Consider the following 18,320-nt stretch of genomic DNA (forward strand, 5'->3'; position numbering starts at 1 on the left):
AAAAATGATACGGGTGCTGGTGGTGGATGACTCCATCATTGCCCGCAAGACGATCATGGAGGGGCTGGCCAAGTCACCGCGTATTGAAATAGCCGGCTACGCCATCAATGCGATGGACGCTGAGAACAAGGTGAAACAGCTAAAACCCGATGTGATGACCTGCGACGTACAGATGCCCGGCATGACCGGCATCGAGTTTTTGAAAAAGCTTTTGCCCCAGCACCCCCTGCCGGTGGTGCTGGTATCCTCCTTGAACCTGAAGGTGTTTGACGCCCTGCACGCCGGGGCGGTGGGCTTTGTGCGCAAACCGGACGGTGTGCAGAGCCGGGAGGGTTTCATCAATTCCCTGGCCGAGGCGGTGATCGAAGCGGCCAGCGCCAAAGTGCGCCGGCCCGCTATGGTAAGGGAGCAGCCGGATCTTTCGGCGGCCCTCAACATGGCGCCCCTGGCGGTGTCCCAGCCGTACCTTATTGGCCTGGGGGCCTCTACCGGCGGCACGGAGGCTACCTTGGAGGTCATGAAACGCCTGCCGGCGGATATCCCCGGCATGGTGATCGTGCAGCATATGCCGCCGGGGTTTACCAAAATGTATGCCGAGCGGCTAAACCGCCTGTGCCGCATGGAGGTGCGGGAGGCCGTAAACGGCGACCGGCTCCACAAGGGGCTGGCCCTGGTAGCGCCCGCCGATTTACAGTGCCGGGTAAACCGGACCGCCGCCGGGGAGTATTACGTTTCCTGTACGCCCGGGGAGAAGGTCAGCGGCCACAGGCCCTCGGTAGACGCGCTGTTCCACTCCATGGCGGAAAACGTAAAGTGCAAGATGATCGGCATCATCATGACAGGCATGGGCTCTGACGGGGCCGAGGGCCTGTTGCGGATGCGCCGGGGCGGGGCGTATACCATCGGGCAGGATGAGGAATCCAGCGTGGTGTACGGGATGCCCGGCGTGGCCTTTAAGCGGGGCGCGGTGTGCGAGCAGGCCAGTTGCGAGCGTATCGCCAGCGTACTGATGCGCAGTTTGCAGGCAGGTAAATAGGTTTTGGGGCCCAGGGCCTTAAAACCCTGATAAAGAATTTCATAAATAATCGGATGGCCTCTTAATTTTTTCATGGGGCCATCCGACTATTTATGTAGAACTGTATGAAATGGATGGCTATCCAAATTGTCCATCATCGCCCCATTTGGAAAAGAGGGATGAAATATGATTACAATGCCCCAAAAGATCGGCCCGCTGAACAGCCGGGTACGGGTAAACCAGACACGCCAGCCTGCCCCCGCCACGCCTGGGCAGGTAGCCCATAGCGGGGAAAGCTTTGATAAAGTGACGTTAAGCGCCAGGGAAGGGGCGGAGCCCCAAAAGCTGGAGTTGCAAAGCAAACTTTCCCAGGAGGTGCGCACCGCCACCACCACAGGTACCCTGGCAGCCCTGCGCCGGCAGGTACAGGCTGGGGAATACCAGATAGACGCCGGCAGCATCGCCAAAAAGCTGTTGCTGCTGGGGGAGGTTTAAGTTGGAGCCGGTATATCAGCAGTACCTGGATCATCTGGAGGAACTGAGCGCCCTGCTGGAAAAGATGACCGGTACGGCAAACCGTAAAGCCGCCGCTGCCCGTGTAGGAGACCTGGTCAAGGTAGACGCCTGCATGAAAGAGGAGCAGGCGTATAGCATGAGCCTGCGGAGCATGGACCAGCGCCGGGATAAGATGCTGAAGGCCATGGGCCTGGAAGGGTTGACCCTTTCCCAGCTAAGCGCCCATTATCCGGCAGCGTTGAAGGCCCAGGCCGCCAAAGCGGCCGAGCGGGCCCTTACCCAGTTTGAAAGCTACCGCAGCGCCGCCAATGCGGCCAAAACCACCATGGAGCTGGCCCTACGGGACATCGAGCGGATGTTCCCGGCAGAAGGGGCGCCTCCGGCCGCGGATCCCGCCGTGGAACCGCCGCCGCGGATGAAGACAGACTTCCGCGCATAGGGCGCGGCTTGCCGTAAAGCGGCAAACACATCCCCGCCCTTTTGGGCGCGGTGGATATGACCCCAACAGACAGGGAGGTTTTTACCCATGAGTACAATATCTACGTTCAGTGGCTTTACAATGGCGCGGCTGGGCATTATGGCCTCGCAAAAAGCGCTGGAAGTCACTGGCAATAACATATCCAACATCAATACCGTCGGCTACACCCGCCAGGCCCTGGACCAGCGGGCGCTGTACATCGGCGGCGCGGATATGTACGCCTCGCAGTTTGACGTGCGGGTGGGCGCAGGCGCGCTGACCACCGGCGTTTCCCAACTGCGGGACCCGTACCTGGATATCCGCTACCGCAACGAGGCCGCCAATGTGGGCTTTTACGCTGGTAAATACTCGGTTTTACAGAGTATTTCCGCCATCTTCGATGAGGTAGGCAAGGGTGAAGAGGACAACGGCGTTATTGAGGCCGCCCTCAGCGACTTGCTGGAAAAGCTGCAAAACTTCAACACCGAGCACGCCGGCAACGAGTCCTATGACACAATGGTGCGCCAGTCTGCCCAAAACCTCATTACCTGGTTCAACGAGTATTCAAAAGAGTTGGACCGGGTCTACCAGAGTACCCAGAAAGAATTTACGGGGCAGATGGGCACGGTCAACAACCTGCTGCGGAAGATACGGGAACTGAACGAGAGCATCAAAAAGGCCGAGATCAACAGCGGCGCCCTCTCCGACGACCAGCTCAAAGAGGGCATGGTAGGCGAGCGGGGCCAGCAGGCCCTGGAGTTGCGGGACCAGCGCAATATGCTCATCGACGAGCTGGCCCAGTACCTGCCCATTGACGTGACCTACTCCGACGAGCCCATTGGTTCGGGCATGACGGTGGAGAAACTGACCATCACCCTTAAGGGCGACAGTTCGGCAGTCCTGGTGGACGGCATCTACTGTGGGCAGCTATCCGTGCGGCAGGTGATGAAAGAAAAGCTGGACGCGGACGGGAAGCCTGTGCTTGGCGCTGACGGAAAGCCCGTTATGGAAGAGGTTGACGACGAGTACCTGCGGATGGACATCTCCATTTTGGAGGATGCACGGGGCAAGCATAAAGACCGCGGGCCCGGCTCGGCGGCCAACGGCTATCCCCGGCAGTTGGAGGATCAGGACGTTAAGATGGGTTCCCTGCAAGCCATCCGGGAAATGCTGATCAAAAACGGCGAGTACTCCACCCCGGAGGAGATCAATGGTATAAAGGATCCCGTGCCGGGTTTGGGCGACCCCCAGGCCGCCACCAAACGGGGTATACTCTACTACAAAAAAGCCCTGGACGCCCTGGCTAACAAGATCGCCAAGGTGTTCAACGAGGCCAACAACATTGCCCCGGATCCCGCCAAAGGGCCGGATGACGGGGTCAACACATTCTTTAAATATGATGCTGCCACCAATACATTTGAACAGGATGCAAACGGCAACTATGTCCCCAAGGACGAATATAAGGACTATATAGAGTCTTTCGGCAACCTGTTCAGCAACAGCGGCGACGGGGATAATGCCGACGGTATTACGGCGGCCAACATCTCCATCTCTTCCAAGTGGTCCCACGGCGAGATCAAAATCGTGCAGACCAAGAACCCCGACGATATGGTGGAGGATCCCGACAATCCGGGGGTCAAGCGGCCTGCCAGCACGGCCAGCACCAACATTGTCCACCTAATTTCCGCCATGCAGCAGGACTACGAGTTTAAGCCCGGCGATACCTTCCCCGGTGCGGCCAGTGCCGGCACCACCTTCTTTACCGGTAGTTTCCACGAGATGCTGGACTACATCAACGGCATTTTGGGCGATGAAACCCGGGTGACGGGGAATATCCTGGATAACTACAACATCACTGCCCAGGAGCTGGATATGAGCCGTGACTCTGTTTCCGGCGTAGACCTGAACGACGAGGCCGTCAACATGATGGCGTTCCAGAAGTCCTATTCCGCGGCCTGCCGCCTGCTGACCACCTTGGACGAAATACTGGATAAGCTCATCAACGGCACAGGCCGGGCTGGGCTGTAAGTAAGCATATCCGCGGCTAAAAAAGCCGCAAACCATAAATTTTCAGGAAAGAAGTGAGGCAAATGGTTCGGCGTATCACCACCAACGGGATGATGCAAAGCTATAAGTATAACCTGATGAAATCCTACAATAACCTGGCAGGTATCACGGAGAAAGTGACCACCCAGCGTAATTTCAACTCCTATGCGGAAAGCCCCGCCAAGGCCAGCCAGGCCTTCCAGTTGCGCCGCAGCCGCTGGAATACGGAAAACCAGATCGCCAACAGCAAGCAGGTAAGGCACAAGTTCCAGCAGGCCTGGGACTGCCTGGAGGACTCCTACCAGGATCTGGGCCATAAAATGGCCAACTATTCCCTGCTGCGTGCCCAGAATGACCCGGATGCCGGCGGACGCCAGGCGCTGGGCGAACTCATCCGCGGCGTGGCGGACTCCATGATGGAAACCATGAACGCCAAGTATGGCGAAAACTTCATTTTCTCCGGCGCGGACGGCCAGACGGTGCCTTTTAGCTGGGGCCCGGATGGCGAGGTACTGTACCGGGGCATGAGCGTGGAGGTAAAAGCCCCCAGCGTAGAGGACATACAAAAAGATGACACCTGGATGCAGGACCCTGACTATGCGGACTTCCTCAAGCTGTACAACACCGTGGAGAAAGAGCACACCTATGTAGACCTGGGCATGGGCATGACCGAGGACGCCAATGGCAAGCTGATTGATTCCAGCGCGTTTGATACGGCCCTCAGCGGCATCGACATGATCGGCTACGGCAAGTCCAGCAGCGTTACCCTGGATGACGGCACCGTGGTGAACGATATGCCGGACAATATCATCTCCATTATCCGGGAGATTGGCGATATCCTTTCCGAGTGCAGCCCGGAAGATGGCGCCTACCCCACAGACCCCAAGTATGACCAGTACGGCGGCGCCAAAAAGCGGGTAGATGCCCTGGAGAAACAGTTGGAGAACAAGCTGAATGACCTGCACGCCAATTTCGTGGAGTTGGACACCCGCGCCAGCTTTGTAGAGGCCAATGAGCTGCGCCTGGAGTCTATGGACGACTCCCTCAACGAGCAGATCGTCGACATTGAGGACATTGACCCGGCCGACGCCATCACGGCCCTGATGTGGGCCCAGTACTCTTACAATGCCGCCCTGCGCATTGGCACCAACATTCTGTCCCAGTCGCTGATTGATTATATGAATTGAGCCGCTTATTTTGAACCATCTTTGATATTGTCCTAATATTTCTGAAAGAGGGGATTATGTGTGGGCCCGTTGATTGAGATTAAGACCGTTCCAATCGAAATAGAGATGAAAACCACCAATGCGCAACTGCTTTACTCCCGTGGCACGGCCGAAATGGAGGTCAGCCGGGAGAAAGGTGGTCTCAGCATCAAAAGCCGCCCCATCAAACTGAATGTGGACTCTTTCCAGGCGCGCAGTTCGGTGCGCCCAACCACCATGCAAAGTGTAAAACAGGCCGCGCAGTCTGGCAAGCAGGCCGCTTACCAGGCAACAGCCACCTACGCCAAGCGGGGCCAGTTGGTTATGGATGCCCAGTTGGGCCAGGAGCTGATCACCCAGTTCGCCCAGGAAACCCAGGACGCCCAGATGGGCCGCAGCGTAGAGGACTTTGGCTTGGGCTTTTTGCCCGAGGGCGGCATTGACCTGAACTGGGAGCCCGGCCAGATGCAGATACGCTATGAGATGGATAAGCTGAATTTTGACTGGAAGACTAATGGTATGGGATTCCAGTTCGTGCCTGGCGACATTGAGTTTACCATGACCCAGCGCCCGGAGGTCATTATCAAGTACGTAGGCGGCGCCGTGTATGTTCCGCCTTCGTCCGACCCCAACTACCAGCCGGTTGATGTGCGGGCCTAAAAGGCAGGAGGGCAAGCCTTGAATATCGCAACCAAATATTTCGGTAACATCCAAATCAATGCCGGGGATGTGCTGTCATTCCCCAAGGGCCTCTTTGCCTTTGAGGAGGAAACAGAGTTCTTGTTGCTGCCGTTTTCCGGCAGCAGTGGTACCTTGCTGTGCCTGCAAAGCGTGGCCACCCCCCAACTGGCCTTTGTGGCGATGAACCCCTTTTCCCTGGATCCGGCCTATGCGCCTGTGTTGCAGCCGGAAGAGTTAGAGACCCTGGGGGTCAAGGACAGCCGGGAGCTGTCCTACTACGTGCTGTGCGCGGTGAAGAACCCGGTTTCCAGCAGCACGGTGAACATGAAGTGCCCGGTAGCCGTCAATGAGGACACAGGTATGTGTATGCAGGTGATCCTGGACGGCGAGGGCTACGGTATGCGGCATTTGCTGGCAGAATTTCAGGAGAGGGAGGGGTAATGCTATGTTGATCCTTCGCCGGAAGGCCGGGGAATCCTTCCTCATTGGGAATGAAGTGAAGGTGACGGTCATCGCGACCAAAGACAAAGAGGTGCAGATCGCCATTGACGCGCCCAAAAAAGTGCCAGTGCTGCGCAGCGAACTGGCCTACGCCATGAGCGCCAACCGGGACGCGGCTGAGGAACAGAGCCTGCCCCAGGAACTGCTGGCAGCTTTCTCCATGCTGACCCAGGAAAGGCCGGAGCATCCCCCAAAACCAGAATAAAAAGGCGGAGCAGTGAAAGCTGCTCCGCTTATTTTTTGGCACTTTGGCCTATCGGCACAGACCGTGGCAAAAGGTTTTGTAGACCCAGTTGGGCCCAATTAGGCTCAGTCGTCGTGCCGGGGCGCGCCCAGGCGCATTTCCCCGTTTTCCCCTAGGCTGTGCCGGGGGTGCTGAGAAACCTGCTGGCAGGCAGCCATCAGTTGGGCCGTAACGGCCGCGCTGTAACGGCTCTCATAAATACTCAACATAGGCACGCCTTCGCTTTCCGGCACCACAATATATTTGGCCGGCAGGCTGGTCAGGGCCAGGGCAATCACATCCGTGCGGCAGCGCTCGCAGTTGCACATATGAAACCGCTCAATATACTTGTCGACCTTATCCTCCACCAGCGCCTGCATCACGTTCAAATAGGTAACGCCCCCCGGCTTTTTTTCGGGCGCCGGTTCTGGTTCCGGCGCGGGCTGGGGTGCAGGTGCCGCCTCCGGCTCCGGCACAGGCTCTGGCAAGGGCTCTGGTTCCGGTTGAGGTTCAGGCTGAGGCGCCGGCTCAGGTTGAGGTTCCGGCTGGGGCGCCGGTACAGGTTCCGGTTCCGGCGCCGGCTGAGGGGCCGCGGGCTCCTCCTCCAGGCCGGCCAGCAATTCTTCTTCCAGTGCGCCGCGGATGGCCTGGGCCACCTCCTCACTGTTATCTTCCGGGACTGCGGGGGCAGCGGGGCTGTGGGCACGCTTGGGGGCGTTCCCGGCCTCGCCCGGTTCTGTAAGCAGGTTCAGTACATGGGCGGTCTTGTTGGACTTGGATGACTTGGAATTTGCCATACTAACACGCTTCCTTTCTCAAAAAATTCTCCTTCCGGCAGGGCTCATATGCCCAAAAGCTCGTCCAGCAGGGCCTGGAAGTCCAGCGACGGGTTAGAGCGCGGCGCATAGGAGAGCACGCTTTCCCCGTGGGCAGGGGCCTCTGCCACCACCACGCTGGTACGGATCTTGGTGTCCAGCACCCTGGTGTCCAGCTTACGGGCAATCTCGCTGGAAAGTTCCAACACCTCCCGGTTCAAGGTGAGCCGGTTGTTGAATTTGTTCAGCAGGATCCCCAAAATCCGCAGGTCAGGGTTGTAGTATTTGCGCACGGTGTTGATGGTGTCCCGTATCTGGGAAATACCCAGCAGGCTCAATATCTCCGGCGCCATAGGGATGATCAGCGCGCCGGAGGCCACATAGGCGTTAATGGTCAGCACGTTCAGGGCAGGGGGGGTGTCGATGATGATATAGTCGTAGCGGTCCTCCACCTTGGCCAACTCATTTTTCAGCAGATACTCCCGCCCCGGGGTGTTAAACTCCAGTTCAGCGGTAGAAAGCAGGATGTTGGAGGGCAGCACATCCCCCAATTCGGTCGAAACGATCACATCCTCCACCGTAGCGGTGCCCTTTAGCACCTCATACACGGTATCGCTGTTTTCAATATCCAGCCCGGCGGAAAAGCCCAGGCTGCCCTGCGGGTCCAGGTCAACCCCCAGCACCCGGTAGCCCCGCAGGTGCAGGGCGTTGATCAGGGACAGGGAGGTGGTGGTTTTCCCCACCCCTCCTTTCTGGTTGGTAACAGTAATGATTTTTTCCATATAAAGCTCCTCTCACTGAGCAAAAAATTCCCGGCAGGCTCTTATCTTTCCCTTTGTAATGTCGATATAACTAAGGAAAGAGTTAAGTGTTTTTCCCCAATTTTCTTCGGGCAAAAGCGGATACTCGCCCCACAGCGGGGCCTGGCGGTCAAAAATTATCCTGCTAAGGATATGTTATCACAAAAAAGGAGTGAATGCAATGGCTTCTATCACAAGTTTGATGAACAGCAGCAGTAGTAGCAGCCTTTACGGCAACCGCAATGTCATCAGCGGCCTGGCCAGCGGCATGGATACCGAGTCCATGATCGAAAACAGCGTGTCCGGCTACAAGTCTAAAATCAGTTCCCTACAGCAGAGGATGACCAAACTGCAGTGGAAGCAGGACGCCTACCGGGGGCTTATCAGCAAGATGAATAACATCTTGGACAAATATACCTCGTACATGAGCAGCACCAACCTGTTCAGCTCCTCTTTCTTCACCAAGGCGGTCAATACCAAGGCCCTGGGCGTCAATGCTGCCAAGGTGGCTGTCACCGGCAAAAGCAGCAGCGATGTTTCCCTGGACCGGGTGCTGCAAATCGCCAAAGGCGCCAGCTACGCTGTGGGCACCGCCGACCTGGTGAAAGAAGGCTCTGCCACCGAGGGCATCGACTGGAGCGAGGATGTAAGCACCAGCGCCGTGTCCGGCTCCATCAGTTTCAAATACGGCGGCGGGGCCAACGGTAAAGGCAGCACCTTTACCCTGCGCTTTGCCGAGGATGAAGTCTACGAGAGCGCCGAGGACCTGGCCAAAGCCATCAACAATAAGCTCAAGGAGAAAAACATCACCTCCGGCAGCGGCTCCAAGTCCGCGGATAACTATATCGAGGCCGAGGTCGTCGACAACCGGGTGGTGCTCAAGGACCTTAAGGGCAATAACTTCGAAGTCACCGGCGTCAGCGGCGGCATGGAAAAGCTGTTCTCCAAAACAACCGCCAGCGGCCAGGTGATCACCTCCGGGTACATCAAGCCGGGTGAGGACGGCAAGGCCAGCCCTGACCTGGTCAATCAAATGGGCCGGGGCGAGTACCTTTCCGGCAAGTCCCTCAGCGTAACCGTGGACGGTGTCACCAAGTCCATCAAACTGGACTTTGCCAAGGATGTAACAAGCACCAAGGATTTCCGGGAGAAACTGCAAGAGAGGATCGACGATACCTTCGGCAAGGGCAAGGTAACCGTAGGCACCCAGACTGTGGATGGAAAAGACGCGCTGACCTTTACGGCGGGCAACGCCAACTCCACCATCAAGGTGGCCGGCACCTCCGACCTGGTGAACGAAACGCTGGGCCTGGGCAAGGGCGGCTACAGCAACACCCTGCAAAGCAGTTGGAGCGTAGGCAAGGCCCTGGGCGGCAAGGTCAACTTTACCGCCAAGCAGAACGATAAGGGCGAGTACCTGGATAAAGACGGCAAAGTGGTAGACAGCGCCGACAAGGCTGTCAAGGTAGCCACCTTGACCATCAACGGCAAAGATATCGAAATTGCCGAGGACGATACCATCCAGAACATGATGGATAAGGTCAATGCCTCTGACGCGGGCGTAAATCTAAAGTATTCTTCCCTTACCGGCGAGTTCTCCTTCACCACCAAAGAAACCGGCGCCAACCAGGAGATCGATATTTCCGGCGACTTGGGCAAGGCGCTGTTCGGCGAAGTCGACAAGACCTCCGACAACTACAAGGCCGGCCAGGACGCCATGTTCACCGTAACCGTAAACGGCAAGCAGATGGAGATGACCCGCTCCACCAACCAGGTGGACTTGGACGGCTACAATGTCACCTTAAAGGGCGACTTCGGCTACAAGAAGGACGACCAGGGCAACCTGGTAACAGGCGCGGACGGCAAGCCGGTGATCGACAACACCGCCGAGGCCGTGACCTTTGAAACCACCACGGACACCGATAAGATCGTAGACGCTATCAAGGAGTTCGTGAAGGACTACAATGAACTGGTAACTACCCTGCGCAACTCTTACACCACCGAGCCCCTGCGGGATTCCAATAACAACGACTACCAGCCCCTTACCGAGGACGACCAGGGCAAAATGAGCGAAACCGCCATCAAGAACTACGAGGAGAAAGCCAAAACCGGCCTGCTCTATGGCGACCAGGACCTGTCGAACCTCTACAGCAAGTTGACCAGCAATATCCAGGGTGACAACGGCACCGGCGCCATGCTGCGCAGCATCGGCATCAACATCACCTACTCCAACCAGCTCAGCACCATCAACCTGGACGAGGAAGCCTTGCGCAACGCCTTGGAGAGCGACCCAGACAAGGTGAAGGACGCCTTCACCCAGACCACGTCCAACGGCGCCTCTGCCGACGGCCTGATGGCCAACATCAAGAACACCCTGGAGCAGTACGGCAACACCTCCATCGCCAACCCCGGCATTTTGGTCAACAAGGCCGGCACCACCCTGTCCTCCTACTCGCTGAACAACAACGAGCTCAACGACCAGATCAAGGAGTTGCAGGAGCAGATCGACCGTTGGCAGGATAAGATGAGCGACCGGGTGGACTACTACACCAACCAGTTTACCCGGCTGGAGATGCTGATCAACCAGATGAACTCCCAAAGCTCCATGCTGGCCGGCCTCACAGGCGGCTGATCGTGCCCCACACAGAAAACTAAAAAGAGGTAGCTATGGAAAACAATCCCATCCAGCATTATAAGGAACAGTCCGTGAACACCATGACCTCCGGCGAGCTGCTCCTGCTGCTGTATGACGAGTTGGTAAAAAACCTGCTGCGTTGCGGCTTGGCGCTGGATAAACAGGAGTATGAGGTGATGGAGGCGTCGGCGGACAAAAGCATGGATATCCTCCGTTATCTGGACGATACCCTGGATGACCAGTACCCCATCAGCCATCAACTGCATCGCCTGTATGAGTATTTTATCTATCAGCTTACCCGGGTGAAGATCGGCCGCAATAAAAAGGTGCTGGATGAGGTGCGCCCCCGCATCGCCGAACTGCGGGACGCCTTCCGCCAGGCAGACCGGAACGTGGCCGAAGAGGCCGATAAAAGGCCGGCCCCCGGTCCGAAAGGAGGGGCAACCTGATGGAAGGCCGTGTGTTGGATGAATTGCTGCTGCGCTCCAGGCAGCTATATGTAAAGCTGATGGAGTTTGAAGATCTGACCGTGCAACTGGCCGAGGCGGTAGAGCGCCGGGACGAGGTGTCGGTGCAAATGCTGCTGACCATGCGCAACGAACCGGCCCACCGGCTGCAAGAGATCAACCAGCAGATGCGCCAGCGCCTGTTGGAACTGTCCGAGGAGGACGCCATCCGCGCCAACGAGATCTTAAGGGGCGCGGCCCAGCAGGCGCCGGAGGAAACCGCCCTGTGCGCCCTGGTGGCCCAAAACCGGCGGCTGCTGCAACGTTGCCAGGAAACGGATAAGCGCGTCAGCCTGAGCGTTGGCGGGAAGAGGTCTTTCTACAATACATTCCGGTAGCCGGCTCCCAGCCGGCCCAGCCAGGATATGCAAAGCCGCCGCCGGCCCAACAGCCGGCGGCGTGTTTTATGTTTTTTTCCGCCCTAAACCCTTGTTGCAGGCCCCAAATAGTGTTATAATAGCAAAGGGCCGCCGCAAGGGAGGGCAACAGCAAAAAACAGGGGCATTTCCCAAAAGAAATGCCCCCATATAGCCGGTATCCGGCCCTTATCCCGCCTCCCCCGGCGGGGAGATAAACCACATCCGCACCCCTTCCCCTTCCCGGGTAGCCTCTTTCAAAATCAAGGCGGGGTCCCACAGGGCCAGGCTCCGTTCCCGGCTGGCCGGGTCCGCAATCAACAGCCGGCCGTCCGGGGCCATACCGTGGATGATGATAAAATGCCCCACATCGGTAAAATGTCCGGGCCCCATCAGGGCAACGGCAATCCCACCCCCGTCCAGTTGGCTTTTAAGGGCCTGCAAGTCGCATTGCTTGCGCAGGCTGCCCTGCAAGCCAAAGGCTTTGGCCGTGCCCTCCACAATGGTCAGGTAAGACCCGCTGCCCGCGCACCAGTAGTCGTGCTCATAGGCCCATACGGCCATCTGGGCCGGGTCCATGGCCTGGTCCGTCATGCTGGAAACCACCATGGCCATCACCGTGGGCCCGCAGCCGTAGGGGCCAATGGGGTCGCTGCCAAAGGGCTTATCTTTCCAGGCCGCGTCCCCCTGGTTGTAGTAGATGCAGGGCAGCCCGCCGGTCAGCACCGTGTGCCCGCCTATCTGCTGGAACTCCGTTACAGCCGGCGGGGCAGGCTCCTCCGGTTCCGGCAGATCCACCGGCTGGTAGGGGGCGGGGAAAAGCACCGGCCGGGGGGAAAGGTACCCGCCCAGTTGGGTGGCCACCCGGGCCGCCAGCGTGTCCCGCGCATACTGGAACCGCCACAGCGCCACTTGGTTTTGCACAGCCTCGGCCGCCGCTATAAAGGGCCGTACTACCGGCCCGGTAACACGGTAGAACAGTGCCGGCGAATAAAACCGGCAAAAGGCAAGCTCCATGCCGCCTATACACAGGGCTGCCAGTACCAGGGTAAGCAGTACCGGCCTGCCCATACGTTTACGGCGGGTCCCGCCGGTATTTGTCAGGGTATCAGTTGGGTATCGCAAGGGAACCTCCCACAGAATGTCATTACCGGCATTATACCAGAAAAACCGCCGCTTGTAAAGGGCGTGGTGGCAACAGGCGCCCCATCCAGCCCCACAACCCTGCCCATACATAAAGTATACCATATATATTATAGTAGAGGAGATGCCGCGGCCATGCCCGCTATCCGACTGGAAAATGTTTCAAAAATCTATAAAGGCTCCGGGAAGAGCCCCAAAAAAGAGGACATAAGACGGTTCGAAACCCTCTCCCACGTCAACCTGCTCATCGGGCAGGGAGAGTTCGTGTTCTTTGTAGGCAGCCGGGGGGCGGGCAGCAGCACGCTGCTCAACCTGATCTCCGGCCTCCTGCAGCCGGACGGCGGGGCGGTCTACCTGGACGGGGCAAACCTGGCAAAGCTTAGCCGCCGGCAGGAAAAGCAGTTGAAGTACGTCTTTGGCCGGGTCCCCCAGGAGTCCCAACTGGTGCGCAATGCCACGGTATTCCACAACCTGTGCCCCCCCGGCCGGTTCGGCAAAATGGGCGGTGCCATTACCGACGGGCCGCTGATCTCCAAAGCCCTGGCCCTGGTGGGCATGGCTGGCTGCGAAGAGCGCTACCCCGCGGAGTTCACCGCCAGCGAGTGCCGGCGTATCGAGCTGGCCAAGGCCATTGTCTACAGCCCGCCCATCCTGGTGCTGGACAAGATCACCGACGTGATGGACGACGACAGCATCTGGGACGTCATGCACCTGCTGGAGGAGATGAACCGCCGGGGCACCACGGTGCTCATGTCCACCCATGCCAAGCAGTTCGTCAATATCATGCGCCGCCGGGTGGTTACGCTGGTGGACGGTAAGATCGTAGGCGATGTTGCCAAGGGCCGGTTCGGCGATATCGTATAAGCCGAAGGGAATTATAACTGGAAATTTAATTTATAGTTTGACAACAGGCACATTTGGCGCTATAATAAATCAGTAGAGTTTTCCCAAACCGCACTGGGCTGCAAAGCCCCCTTGGCCGGGGCCTGGCCGGCCGGTGTGCGGGGTAGGGGGGACTCCTGGGAGAGCCAAGGGAAAATTAGGCCGCCGGGCCGGTTTCTATGATTGACAACCAGGGCCCAAAGGCTTATAATATGAGGGCAGGTTGACAGCCGCTTGAGTGGGAAAATGCGGAAAACGGCGGAAAAACCTCTATCCCGCCGCACCCGTGAATTTTAAGAAACGAACAGAGAAGGAGGAGCAGTCATGCTCAAGAACATGAAAATCAAGATGAGCCTTATCATGGGGTTCGCCGTCACCATTTTGGTCAGTGTCGCCATTGTGGTGGCCACGCTGGTGATCATGAACATCCAGTCATCCAGTTACCAAAGGATCATTGACACCAACGTCCGGGCCAGCACCCTGGTGCGTACCTGCCGGCTGAATGTCAACATGGCCGCCCGTAACCTGCGGGACATAGCCCTGGCCCCTGATTCCAGCAGTGTGCAGACCGCCTCCCAGACCATCAGCGAAAAGCTGTCCTCCCTGGAAAGCGACATCACCGAACTGCGTGCCATCCATGCATTGGCTGATGAAACTGCGCTGAATAATTACATATCCGCTGTGCAGACCTGGGGTTCCGTGGTGCCCGAGATCCTCTCCAACGCCACCAGCGGCAACCTGCAGGAAGCCATCCGCCAGTTGCAGGAGGAATGCACCCCTGCCCTGAACTTGGTAGACGAGGCTGCCAGCAAGCTGCAAACCGAAATCACCGCCGACCAGGACAACACCATCAAGCAGCAGGCCAACCTGGTCACCATCTCCATCGTGTCCATCATCGCGGTGCTGGTACTGGCCACCTTGCTGGTCATGCTCCTGGAGCTGAAGATCATCCGCAACATCACCATCCCCGTGGAGGAAGCCCGCACTGCCCTGATCGGCTACAGCGAGGGTAAGCTGGACATCCCCGTAACCTTTGAGAGCAAAAACGAACTGGGCGATATGTGCCAGGCCCTGCGAACCAGCCAGCGGGTGCTGGGCAACGTGATTGCCGACGTAAACCGTCTCCTAAAAGCCATGGCCGACGGCGACTTTGATGTGCGTACCAATGCGGAAGAGGACTATGTAGGTGCCCTGCAGGCGGTGCTGGCCTCCATCCGCGGCATCAACCGCAGCCTCAGCATCACCCTCAGCCAGATCCAGTCCTCCTCCGACCAGGTATCCTCCGGTGCGGACCAGGTTTCCAACTCCGCCCAGACCCTGGCCCAGGGCGCTACCCAGCAGGCCAGCGCGGTCGAGGAGTTGTCCGCTACCATTACCGAGATCGCCCAGGGCGCCGAGGAAGGCGTGAGCCTGGCCCGGGATTCCAGCCAGTTGTCTAACGATGCCAGCGCCCAGATCACCGTGTGCAGCGACCTGATGCAGAGCACCGTAGGCGCCATGAACGACATTAAGGCCGCCGCCGAAGAGGTGGGCACCATTATCGATACCATTTCCAACATCGCGTTCCAGACCAATATCCTGGCCCTGAACGCCGCCGTAGAGGCCGCCCGGGCGGGCGTAGCCGGCAAGGGCTTTGCCGTTGTGGCCGATGAGGTCCGTGTGCTGGCCTCCAAGTCCGACGAAGCCAGCCGCGCCACCAAAGAGCGCATCGAGCACGCCATCGCCGCTGTACAGAAGGGCAGCGCCTATGTGGCCGATGTGTCCGAGGCCCTGGATAAGACCGTGGGCATGGTCAACGGCGCCGTAGCCAAGATGGGCGACGTGGCCGACACCACCGAGCACCAGGCCGAGTCCATCGAGCAGATCCGCGAGGGCATCAGCCAGATCTCCGCCGTGGTGCAGAGCAACTCCGCCACCAGCGAGGAGAGCGCGGCCGCCAGCGAGCAGTTGTCCTCTCAGGCCCAGATCATGGACCAGTTGATGAGCCGTTTCAAACTGCGGGACTACGAGGGCTCTTCCGCCAGCATTTCCGCACCTGCCCGTAGCAACGACAGTTCCGTCGATTCCTTCAGCGGCGGCGCAGGCTACGACAAATACTGAGAGCCTGCCAGCGCTAGGAGCCGCGGTGCTTAAATAACAGAATGATAGCGGGCGGCCTGTGCGTGTTAGGCCGCCCGTTTTCGGTTCCCGGCCCAGCCAACGCCCCCAGCGGCTAAAAAGCCCGGCGTATGGGAAGGATAGCCAAAAGCCCCACAGGAAAAAGATGATTAAGAGGTGATCACATTGCCGGAGGTCTTAAAAGAGCAGGACGCAGGCACAGTATTCGCCCTGGACATCGGCACGCGCAGCATCATCGGGATGCTGGGCCGGGTAGAAAAAGGCCGGTTCCATGTGCAGGCAATCGAGGAGCAGGAGCACGGCCGCCGGGCCATGCTGGACGGGCAGATCGTGGAGATCGAGCAGGTGACGCAGGCAGCCCGAGAGGTGACCAACCGCCTGCAAGAGAGGGCCGGCATCCGGCTCAGCCGGGTGTGCGTGGCCGCGGCGGGCCGGGCGCTCAAGTCCCAAAGCGCGGGTTTCACCCTGCAATTTGACGAACTGCGCCAGGCCAGCGAAGAGCTTATCGGCCAGTTGGAGGCCGGCGCGGTTTCCGAGGCGGAAAAAAAGCTGGCCGGCGAGAGCAACGGCCAGGGCCGTTTCTACATGGTGGGCTACACCGCCCGGCAGTATATCGTAGACGGCTACCCCATGACCAACCTCCTGGACCACCGGGGCCAGGTGTTCGAGGTAGACGTGGTGGCCACCTTCCTGCCCAGCGGGGTGGTAGAAAGCCTCTACGCGGTCACGGGCCGGCTGGGGCTGGAGGTGTCCAGCCTGACGCTGGAGCCCATCGCCGCCCTCAACGCCGCCATCCCCCCGGACATCCGGCTGCTGAACCTGGTGCTGGTGGATATCGGCGCGGGCACCTCAGACATTGCCGTCTGCCGGGAGGGCAGCGTGGTGGGCTACACCATGGCCACCGTGGCCGGGGATGAGATCACCGAGCTGCTCATGCGCAGCCTGCTGGTCGATTTCCAAACCGGCGAGCGCCTGAAAATGGGCCTGGGCTCCGTAGAGCCCCTGCAATACCCGGACATCCTGGGCATCAAGCATGAAATATCCAGCGAGAACCTGTACGATATCCTGCTCCCCGCAGCCCAAAAGCTGGCCAAAGAGATCGCCGCCGAAATCCTCGCCCTCAACGGCAGCCAGCCATCCGCGGTGTTCCTGGCCGGGGGCGGCAGCAAGCTGCAGGGCCTGCCTCAACTGGTGGCGGCCGAGCTGGAGATGAGCGAGGCCCGGGTGGCCCTGGCAGGCAACCATTTTGGCACCAGCGCCTGGGCCGAGGACTGGGAGTTAAACGACCCGGCCTACGCAACCCCCCTGGGCATCGGGGCCTCCGCGGCCTTGGGGATGATCAACGACAGCTACATGGTCACCCTCAACGGTATGCCCGCCAAGCTGTTCCGCAACGGCAGCCTAAGCCTGCGGGATGTGCTCCTGATGAACGGCTACCGCTACGGCGACATGATGGGCCGTACTGGGGCCAACCTGTCCTACACCCTTAACGGCCAGCGGGAATTCCTCCGGGGTATGCCTGGGGCCGAGGCCAAAATGGCCATTAACGGCCAACCGGCCGAGTTCAGCACCCTGGTGCAGGCCGGCGACCGCATTGACTTCACCCCGGCCCGGGCTGGGCAGGCGGCGGCCCTCACCCTGGCCCAGCGTCTGGGTGATTCCTTCCCCGGCCTGGTAACGGTCAACGGCCAGGCGGCAGAGTTTGGCTACGCTATCTCCCAGGGTGACGCCATCGAGGCCACCGGCGGGGAGATCCCGCCCCGGCCCATCCGCCCCATGCCCCCGCTGCCGGCCCCCACCCGGCCCAAGCCCCCGGCGCAGCCCAAACCCGCGCCCGCCCCGGCCCAGCCAAGCCCCGCGCCCAAACCCGCGCCCGCCCCGGCCCAGCCAAGCCCCGCGCCTAAACCCGCGCCCGCCCCGGCCGAGCCGACCCCCGCGCCCAAACCCGCGCCCGCCCCGGCCGAGCCGACCCCCGCGCCCAAACCCGCGCCCGTCCCGGCCGGGCCAACTCCCACGCCCAAACCCACCCCCACCCCGGTGGAGCCAAGCCCCGCGCCTAAACCCGCGCCCGTCCCGGCCGGGCCAACTCCCACGCCCAAACCTACCCCTGCCCCGGCCCAGCCGACCCCCGCGCCCAAACCCGCGCCCGCCCCGTCCCAGCCCAAAGCGGCCCCGGAGCAGCTCTCCTTCACCCCTGGTTTTCTGGTGATGCTCAACGGCAGGCCCACCCGCCTGGAGCCCAAGCCGGAGGGCGGCGACTACTACCTGATGGACCTGCTGGAGCGCTCCGGCCTGGACTTCGGCAACCTGGCAAAGCCCGTGGACCTGCTGGTCAATGGGGTGGCCGGGCAGTTCAGCCAGGTGCTGCGCCCCAACGACCAGATTACCATACAGTACCGGGAATAGGGGCTGGGGGGCCGG

At 59.6% G+C, this 18,320-nt stretch carries 17 protein-coding genes; 14 read left to right on the forward strand and 3 right to left on the reverse strand.

Features of this window, described 5'->3' with window-relative positions:
* Positions 1-4: 4 nt before the first annotated feature.
* The 8 genes from cheB to U8U01_RS06700 all read left to right on the forward strand — a co-directional run bounded on the left by cheB (position 5) and on the right by U8U01_RS06700 (position 6,626).
* Positions 5-1,036, forward strand: coding sequence for a chemotaxis-specific protein-glutamate methyltransferase CheB (gene cheB, locus U8U01_RS06665; protein ID WP_367575606.1), 1,032 nt, complete (start codon positions 5-7; stop codon positions 1,034-1,036).
* Positions 1,037-1,201: 165 nt separating this feature from the next.
* Positions 1,202-1,510, forward strand: coding sequence for a flagellar biosynthesis anti-sigma factor FlgM (locus U8U01_RS06670; RefSeq protein ID WP_322172758.1), 309 nt, complete (start codon positions 1,202-1,204; stop codon positions 1,508-1,510).
* Between the two features lies 1 nt (position 1,511).
* Positions 1,512-1,970 (forward strand): flagellar export chaperone FlgN, encoded by a 459-nt coding sequence (flgN, locus tag U8U01_RS06675; protein WP_322172760.1) that lies wholly within the window; start codon positions 1,512-1,514, stop codon positions 1,968-1,970.
* Positions 1,971-2,057: 87 nt separating this feature from the next.
* Positions 2,058-4,016 (forward strand): flagellar hook-associated protein FlgK, encoded by a 1,959-nt coding sequence (locus U8U01_RS06680; protein WP_322172762.1) that lies wholly within the window; start codon positions 2,058-2,060, stop codon positions 4,014-4,016.
* A gap of 62 nt (positions 4,017-4,078) precedes the next feature.
* Positions 4,079-5,221, forward strand: coding sequence for a flagellin family protein (locus U8U01_RS06685; protein ID WP_322172764.1), 1,143 nt, complete (start codon positions 4,079-4,081; stop codon positions 5,219-5,221).
* A 60-nt stretch (positions 5,222-5,281) separates the two neighbouring features.
* Positions 5,282-5,899 (forward strand): DUF6470 family protein, encoded by a 618-nt coding sequence (locus U8U01_RS06690; protein WP_322172765.1) that lies wholly within the window; start codon positions 5,282-5,284, stop codon positions 5,897-5,899.
* 18 nt (positions 5,900-5,917) lie between these two features.
* On the forward strand, positions 5,918-6,361 hold the full coding sequence (gene fliW, locus U8U01_RS06695) for a flagellar assembly protein FliW (protein ID WP_322172767.1): 444 nt from the start codon (positions 5,918-5,920) through the stop codon (positions 6,359-6,361).
* Between the two features lie 4 nt (positions 6,362-6,365).
* On the forward strand, positions 6,366-6,626 hold the full coding sequence (locus tag U8U01_RS06700; RefSeq protein WP_322172769.1) for a carbon storage regulator: 261 nt from the start codon (positions 6,366-6,368) through the stop codon (positions 6,624-6,626).
* A 104-nt stretch (positions 6,627-6,730) separates the two neighbouring features.
* On the opposite strand, the gene U8U01_RS06705 is transcribed toward U8U01_RS06700, so the two are convergent.
* Entirely contained in the window at positions 6,731-7,441 is a 711-nt protein-coding gene (locus U8U01_RS06705) for a late competence development ComFB family protein (RefSeq protein ID WP_322172771.1), read from the reverse strand.
* Positions 7,442-7,485: 44 nt separating this feature from the next.
* Positions 7,486-8,241, reverse strand: coding sequence for a ParA family protein (locus tag U8U01_RS06710; protein ID WP_322172773.1), 756 nt, complete (start codon positions 8,239-8,241; stop codon positions 7,486-7,488).
* Positions 8,242-8,440: 199 nt separating this feature from the next.
* Here U8U01_RS06710 and fliD point away from each other — a divergent pair, with 199 nt between their 5' ends.
* From fliD to U8U01_RS06725, 3 genes are read left to right on the forward strand one after another with little or no spacing between them, the layout of a single operon-like run.
* Positions 8,441-10,891 carry a flagellar filament capping protein FliD gene (gene fliD / locus U8U01_RS06715; RefSeq protein WP_322172775.1) on the forward strand — a complete coding sequence of 817 codons (2,451 nt, stop codon included), beginning with the start codon at positions 8,441-8,443 and terminating at the stop codon, positions 10,889-10,891.
* A gap of 35 nt (positions 10,892-10,926) precedes the next feature.
* On the forward strand, positions 10,927-11,343 hold the full coding sequence (gene fliS, locus U8U01_RS06720) for a flagellar export chaperone FliS (RefSeq protein ID WP_322172777.1): 417 nt from the start codon (positions 10,927-10,929) through the stop codon (positions 11,341-11,343).
* On the forward strand, positions 11,343-11,738 hold the full coding sequence (locus U8U01_RS06725) for a hypothetical protein (protein WP_322172779.1): 396 nt from the start codon (positions 11,343-11,345) through the stop codon (positions 11,736-11,738). Before fliS ends, U8U01_RS06725 begins: the two co-directional genes overlap by 1 nt.
* A 207-nt stretch (positions 11,739-11,945) precedes the next feature.
* Here the strand turns inward: U8U01_RS06725 and U8U01_RS06730 are convergent, their stop codons facing one another.
* Entirely contained in the window at positions 11,946-12,881 is a 936-nt protein-coding gene (locus U8U01_RS06730; protein ID WP_322172780.1) for a C39 family peptidase, read from the reverse strand.
* Positions 12,882-13,034: 153 nt separating this feature from the next.
* Between U8U01_RS06730 and U8U01_RS06735 the strand changes: the two genes are divergently transcribed.
* The 3 genes from U8U01_RS06735 to U8U01_RS06745 all read left to right on the forward strand — a co-directional run bounded on the left by U8U01_RS06735 (position 13,035) and on the right by U8U01_RS06745 (position 18,305).
* On the forward strand, positions 13,035-13,763 hold the full coding sequence (locus U8U01_RS06735; RefSeq protein ID WP_322172782.1) for a cell division ATP-binding protein FtsE: 729 nt from the start codon (positions 13,035-13,037) through the stop codon (positions 13,761-13,763).
* 342 nt (positions 13,764-14,105) lie between these two features.
* Entirely contained in the window at positions 14,106-15,881 is a 1,776-nt protein-coding gene (locus U8U01_RS06740; RefSeq protein ID WP_322172784.1) for a methyl-accepting chemotaxis protein, read from the forward strand.
* A 174-nt stretch (positions 15,882-16,055) separates the two neighbouring features.
* On the forward strand, positions 16,056-18,305 hold the full coding sequence (locus tag U8U01_RS06745; RefSeq protein ID WP_322172786.1) for a cell division protein FtsA: 2,250 nt from the start codon (positions 16,056-16,058) through the stop codon (positions 18,303-18,305).
* Positions 18,306-18,320: the final 15 nt, after the last annotated feature.

Origin of the sequence: Acutalibacter caecimuris (genome assembly GCF_034335085.1) — a bacterium.
GTDB classification, from domain to species: Bacteria; Bacillota; Clostridia; order Oscillospirales; family Acutalibacteraceae; genus Acutalibacter; species Acutalibacter caecimuris.

Excerpts from the sequence above, each read along its gene's own strand:
- fliD (WP_322172775.1), top strand. The coding sequence starts at position 8,441 with ATGGCTTCTATCACAAGTTTGATGAACAGCAGCAGTAGTAGCAGCCTT.
- U8U01_RS06685 (WP_322172764.1), top strand. The coding sequence starts at position 4,079 with ATGGTTCGGCGTATCACCACCAACGGGATGATGCAAAGCTATAAGTAT.
- U8U01_RS06710 (WP_322172773.1), bottom strand. The coding sequence starts at position 8,241 with ATGGAAAAAATCATTACTGTTACCAACCAGAAAGGAGGGGTGGGGAAA.
- fliS (WP_322172777.1), top strand. The coding sequence starts at position 10,927 with ATGGAAAACAATCCCATCCAGCATTATAAGGAACAGTCCGTGAACACC.
- U8U01_RS06670 (WP_322172758.1), top strand. The coding sequence starts at position 1,202 with ATGATTACAATGCCCCAAAAGATCGGCCCGCTGAACAGCCGGGTACGG.
- U8U01_RS06725 (WP_322172779.1), top strand. The coding sequence starts at position 11,343 with ATGGAAGGCCGTGTGTTGGATGAATTGCTGCTGCGCTCCAGGCAGCTA.
- U8U01_RS06700 (WP_322172769.1), top strand. The coding sequence starts at position 6,366 with ATGTTGATCCTTCGCCGGAAGGCCGGGGAATCCTTCCTCATTGGGAAT.
- U8U01_RS06680 (WP_322172762.1), top strand. The coding sequence starts at position 2,058 with ATGAGTACAATATCTACGTTCAGTGGCTTTACAATGGCGCGGCTGGGC.
- U8U01_RS06740 (WP_322172784.1), top strand. The coding sequence starts at position 14,106 with ATGCTCAAGAACATGAAAATCAAGATGAGCCTTATCATGGGGTTCGCC.
- U8U01_RS06705 (WP_322172771.1), bottom strand. The coding sequence starts at position 7,441 with ATGGCAAATTCCAAGTCATCCAAGTCCAACAAGACCGCCCATGTACTG.
- U8U01_RS06735 (WP_322172782.1), top strand. The coding sequence starts at position 13,035 with ATGCCCGCTATCCGACTGGAAAATGTTTCAAAAATCTATAAAGGCTCC.
- cheB (WP_367575606.1), top strand. The coding sequence starts at position 5 with ATGATACGGGTGCTGGTGGTGGATGACTCCATCATTGCCCGCAAGACG.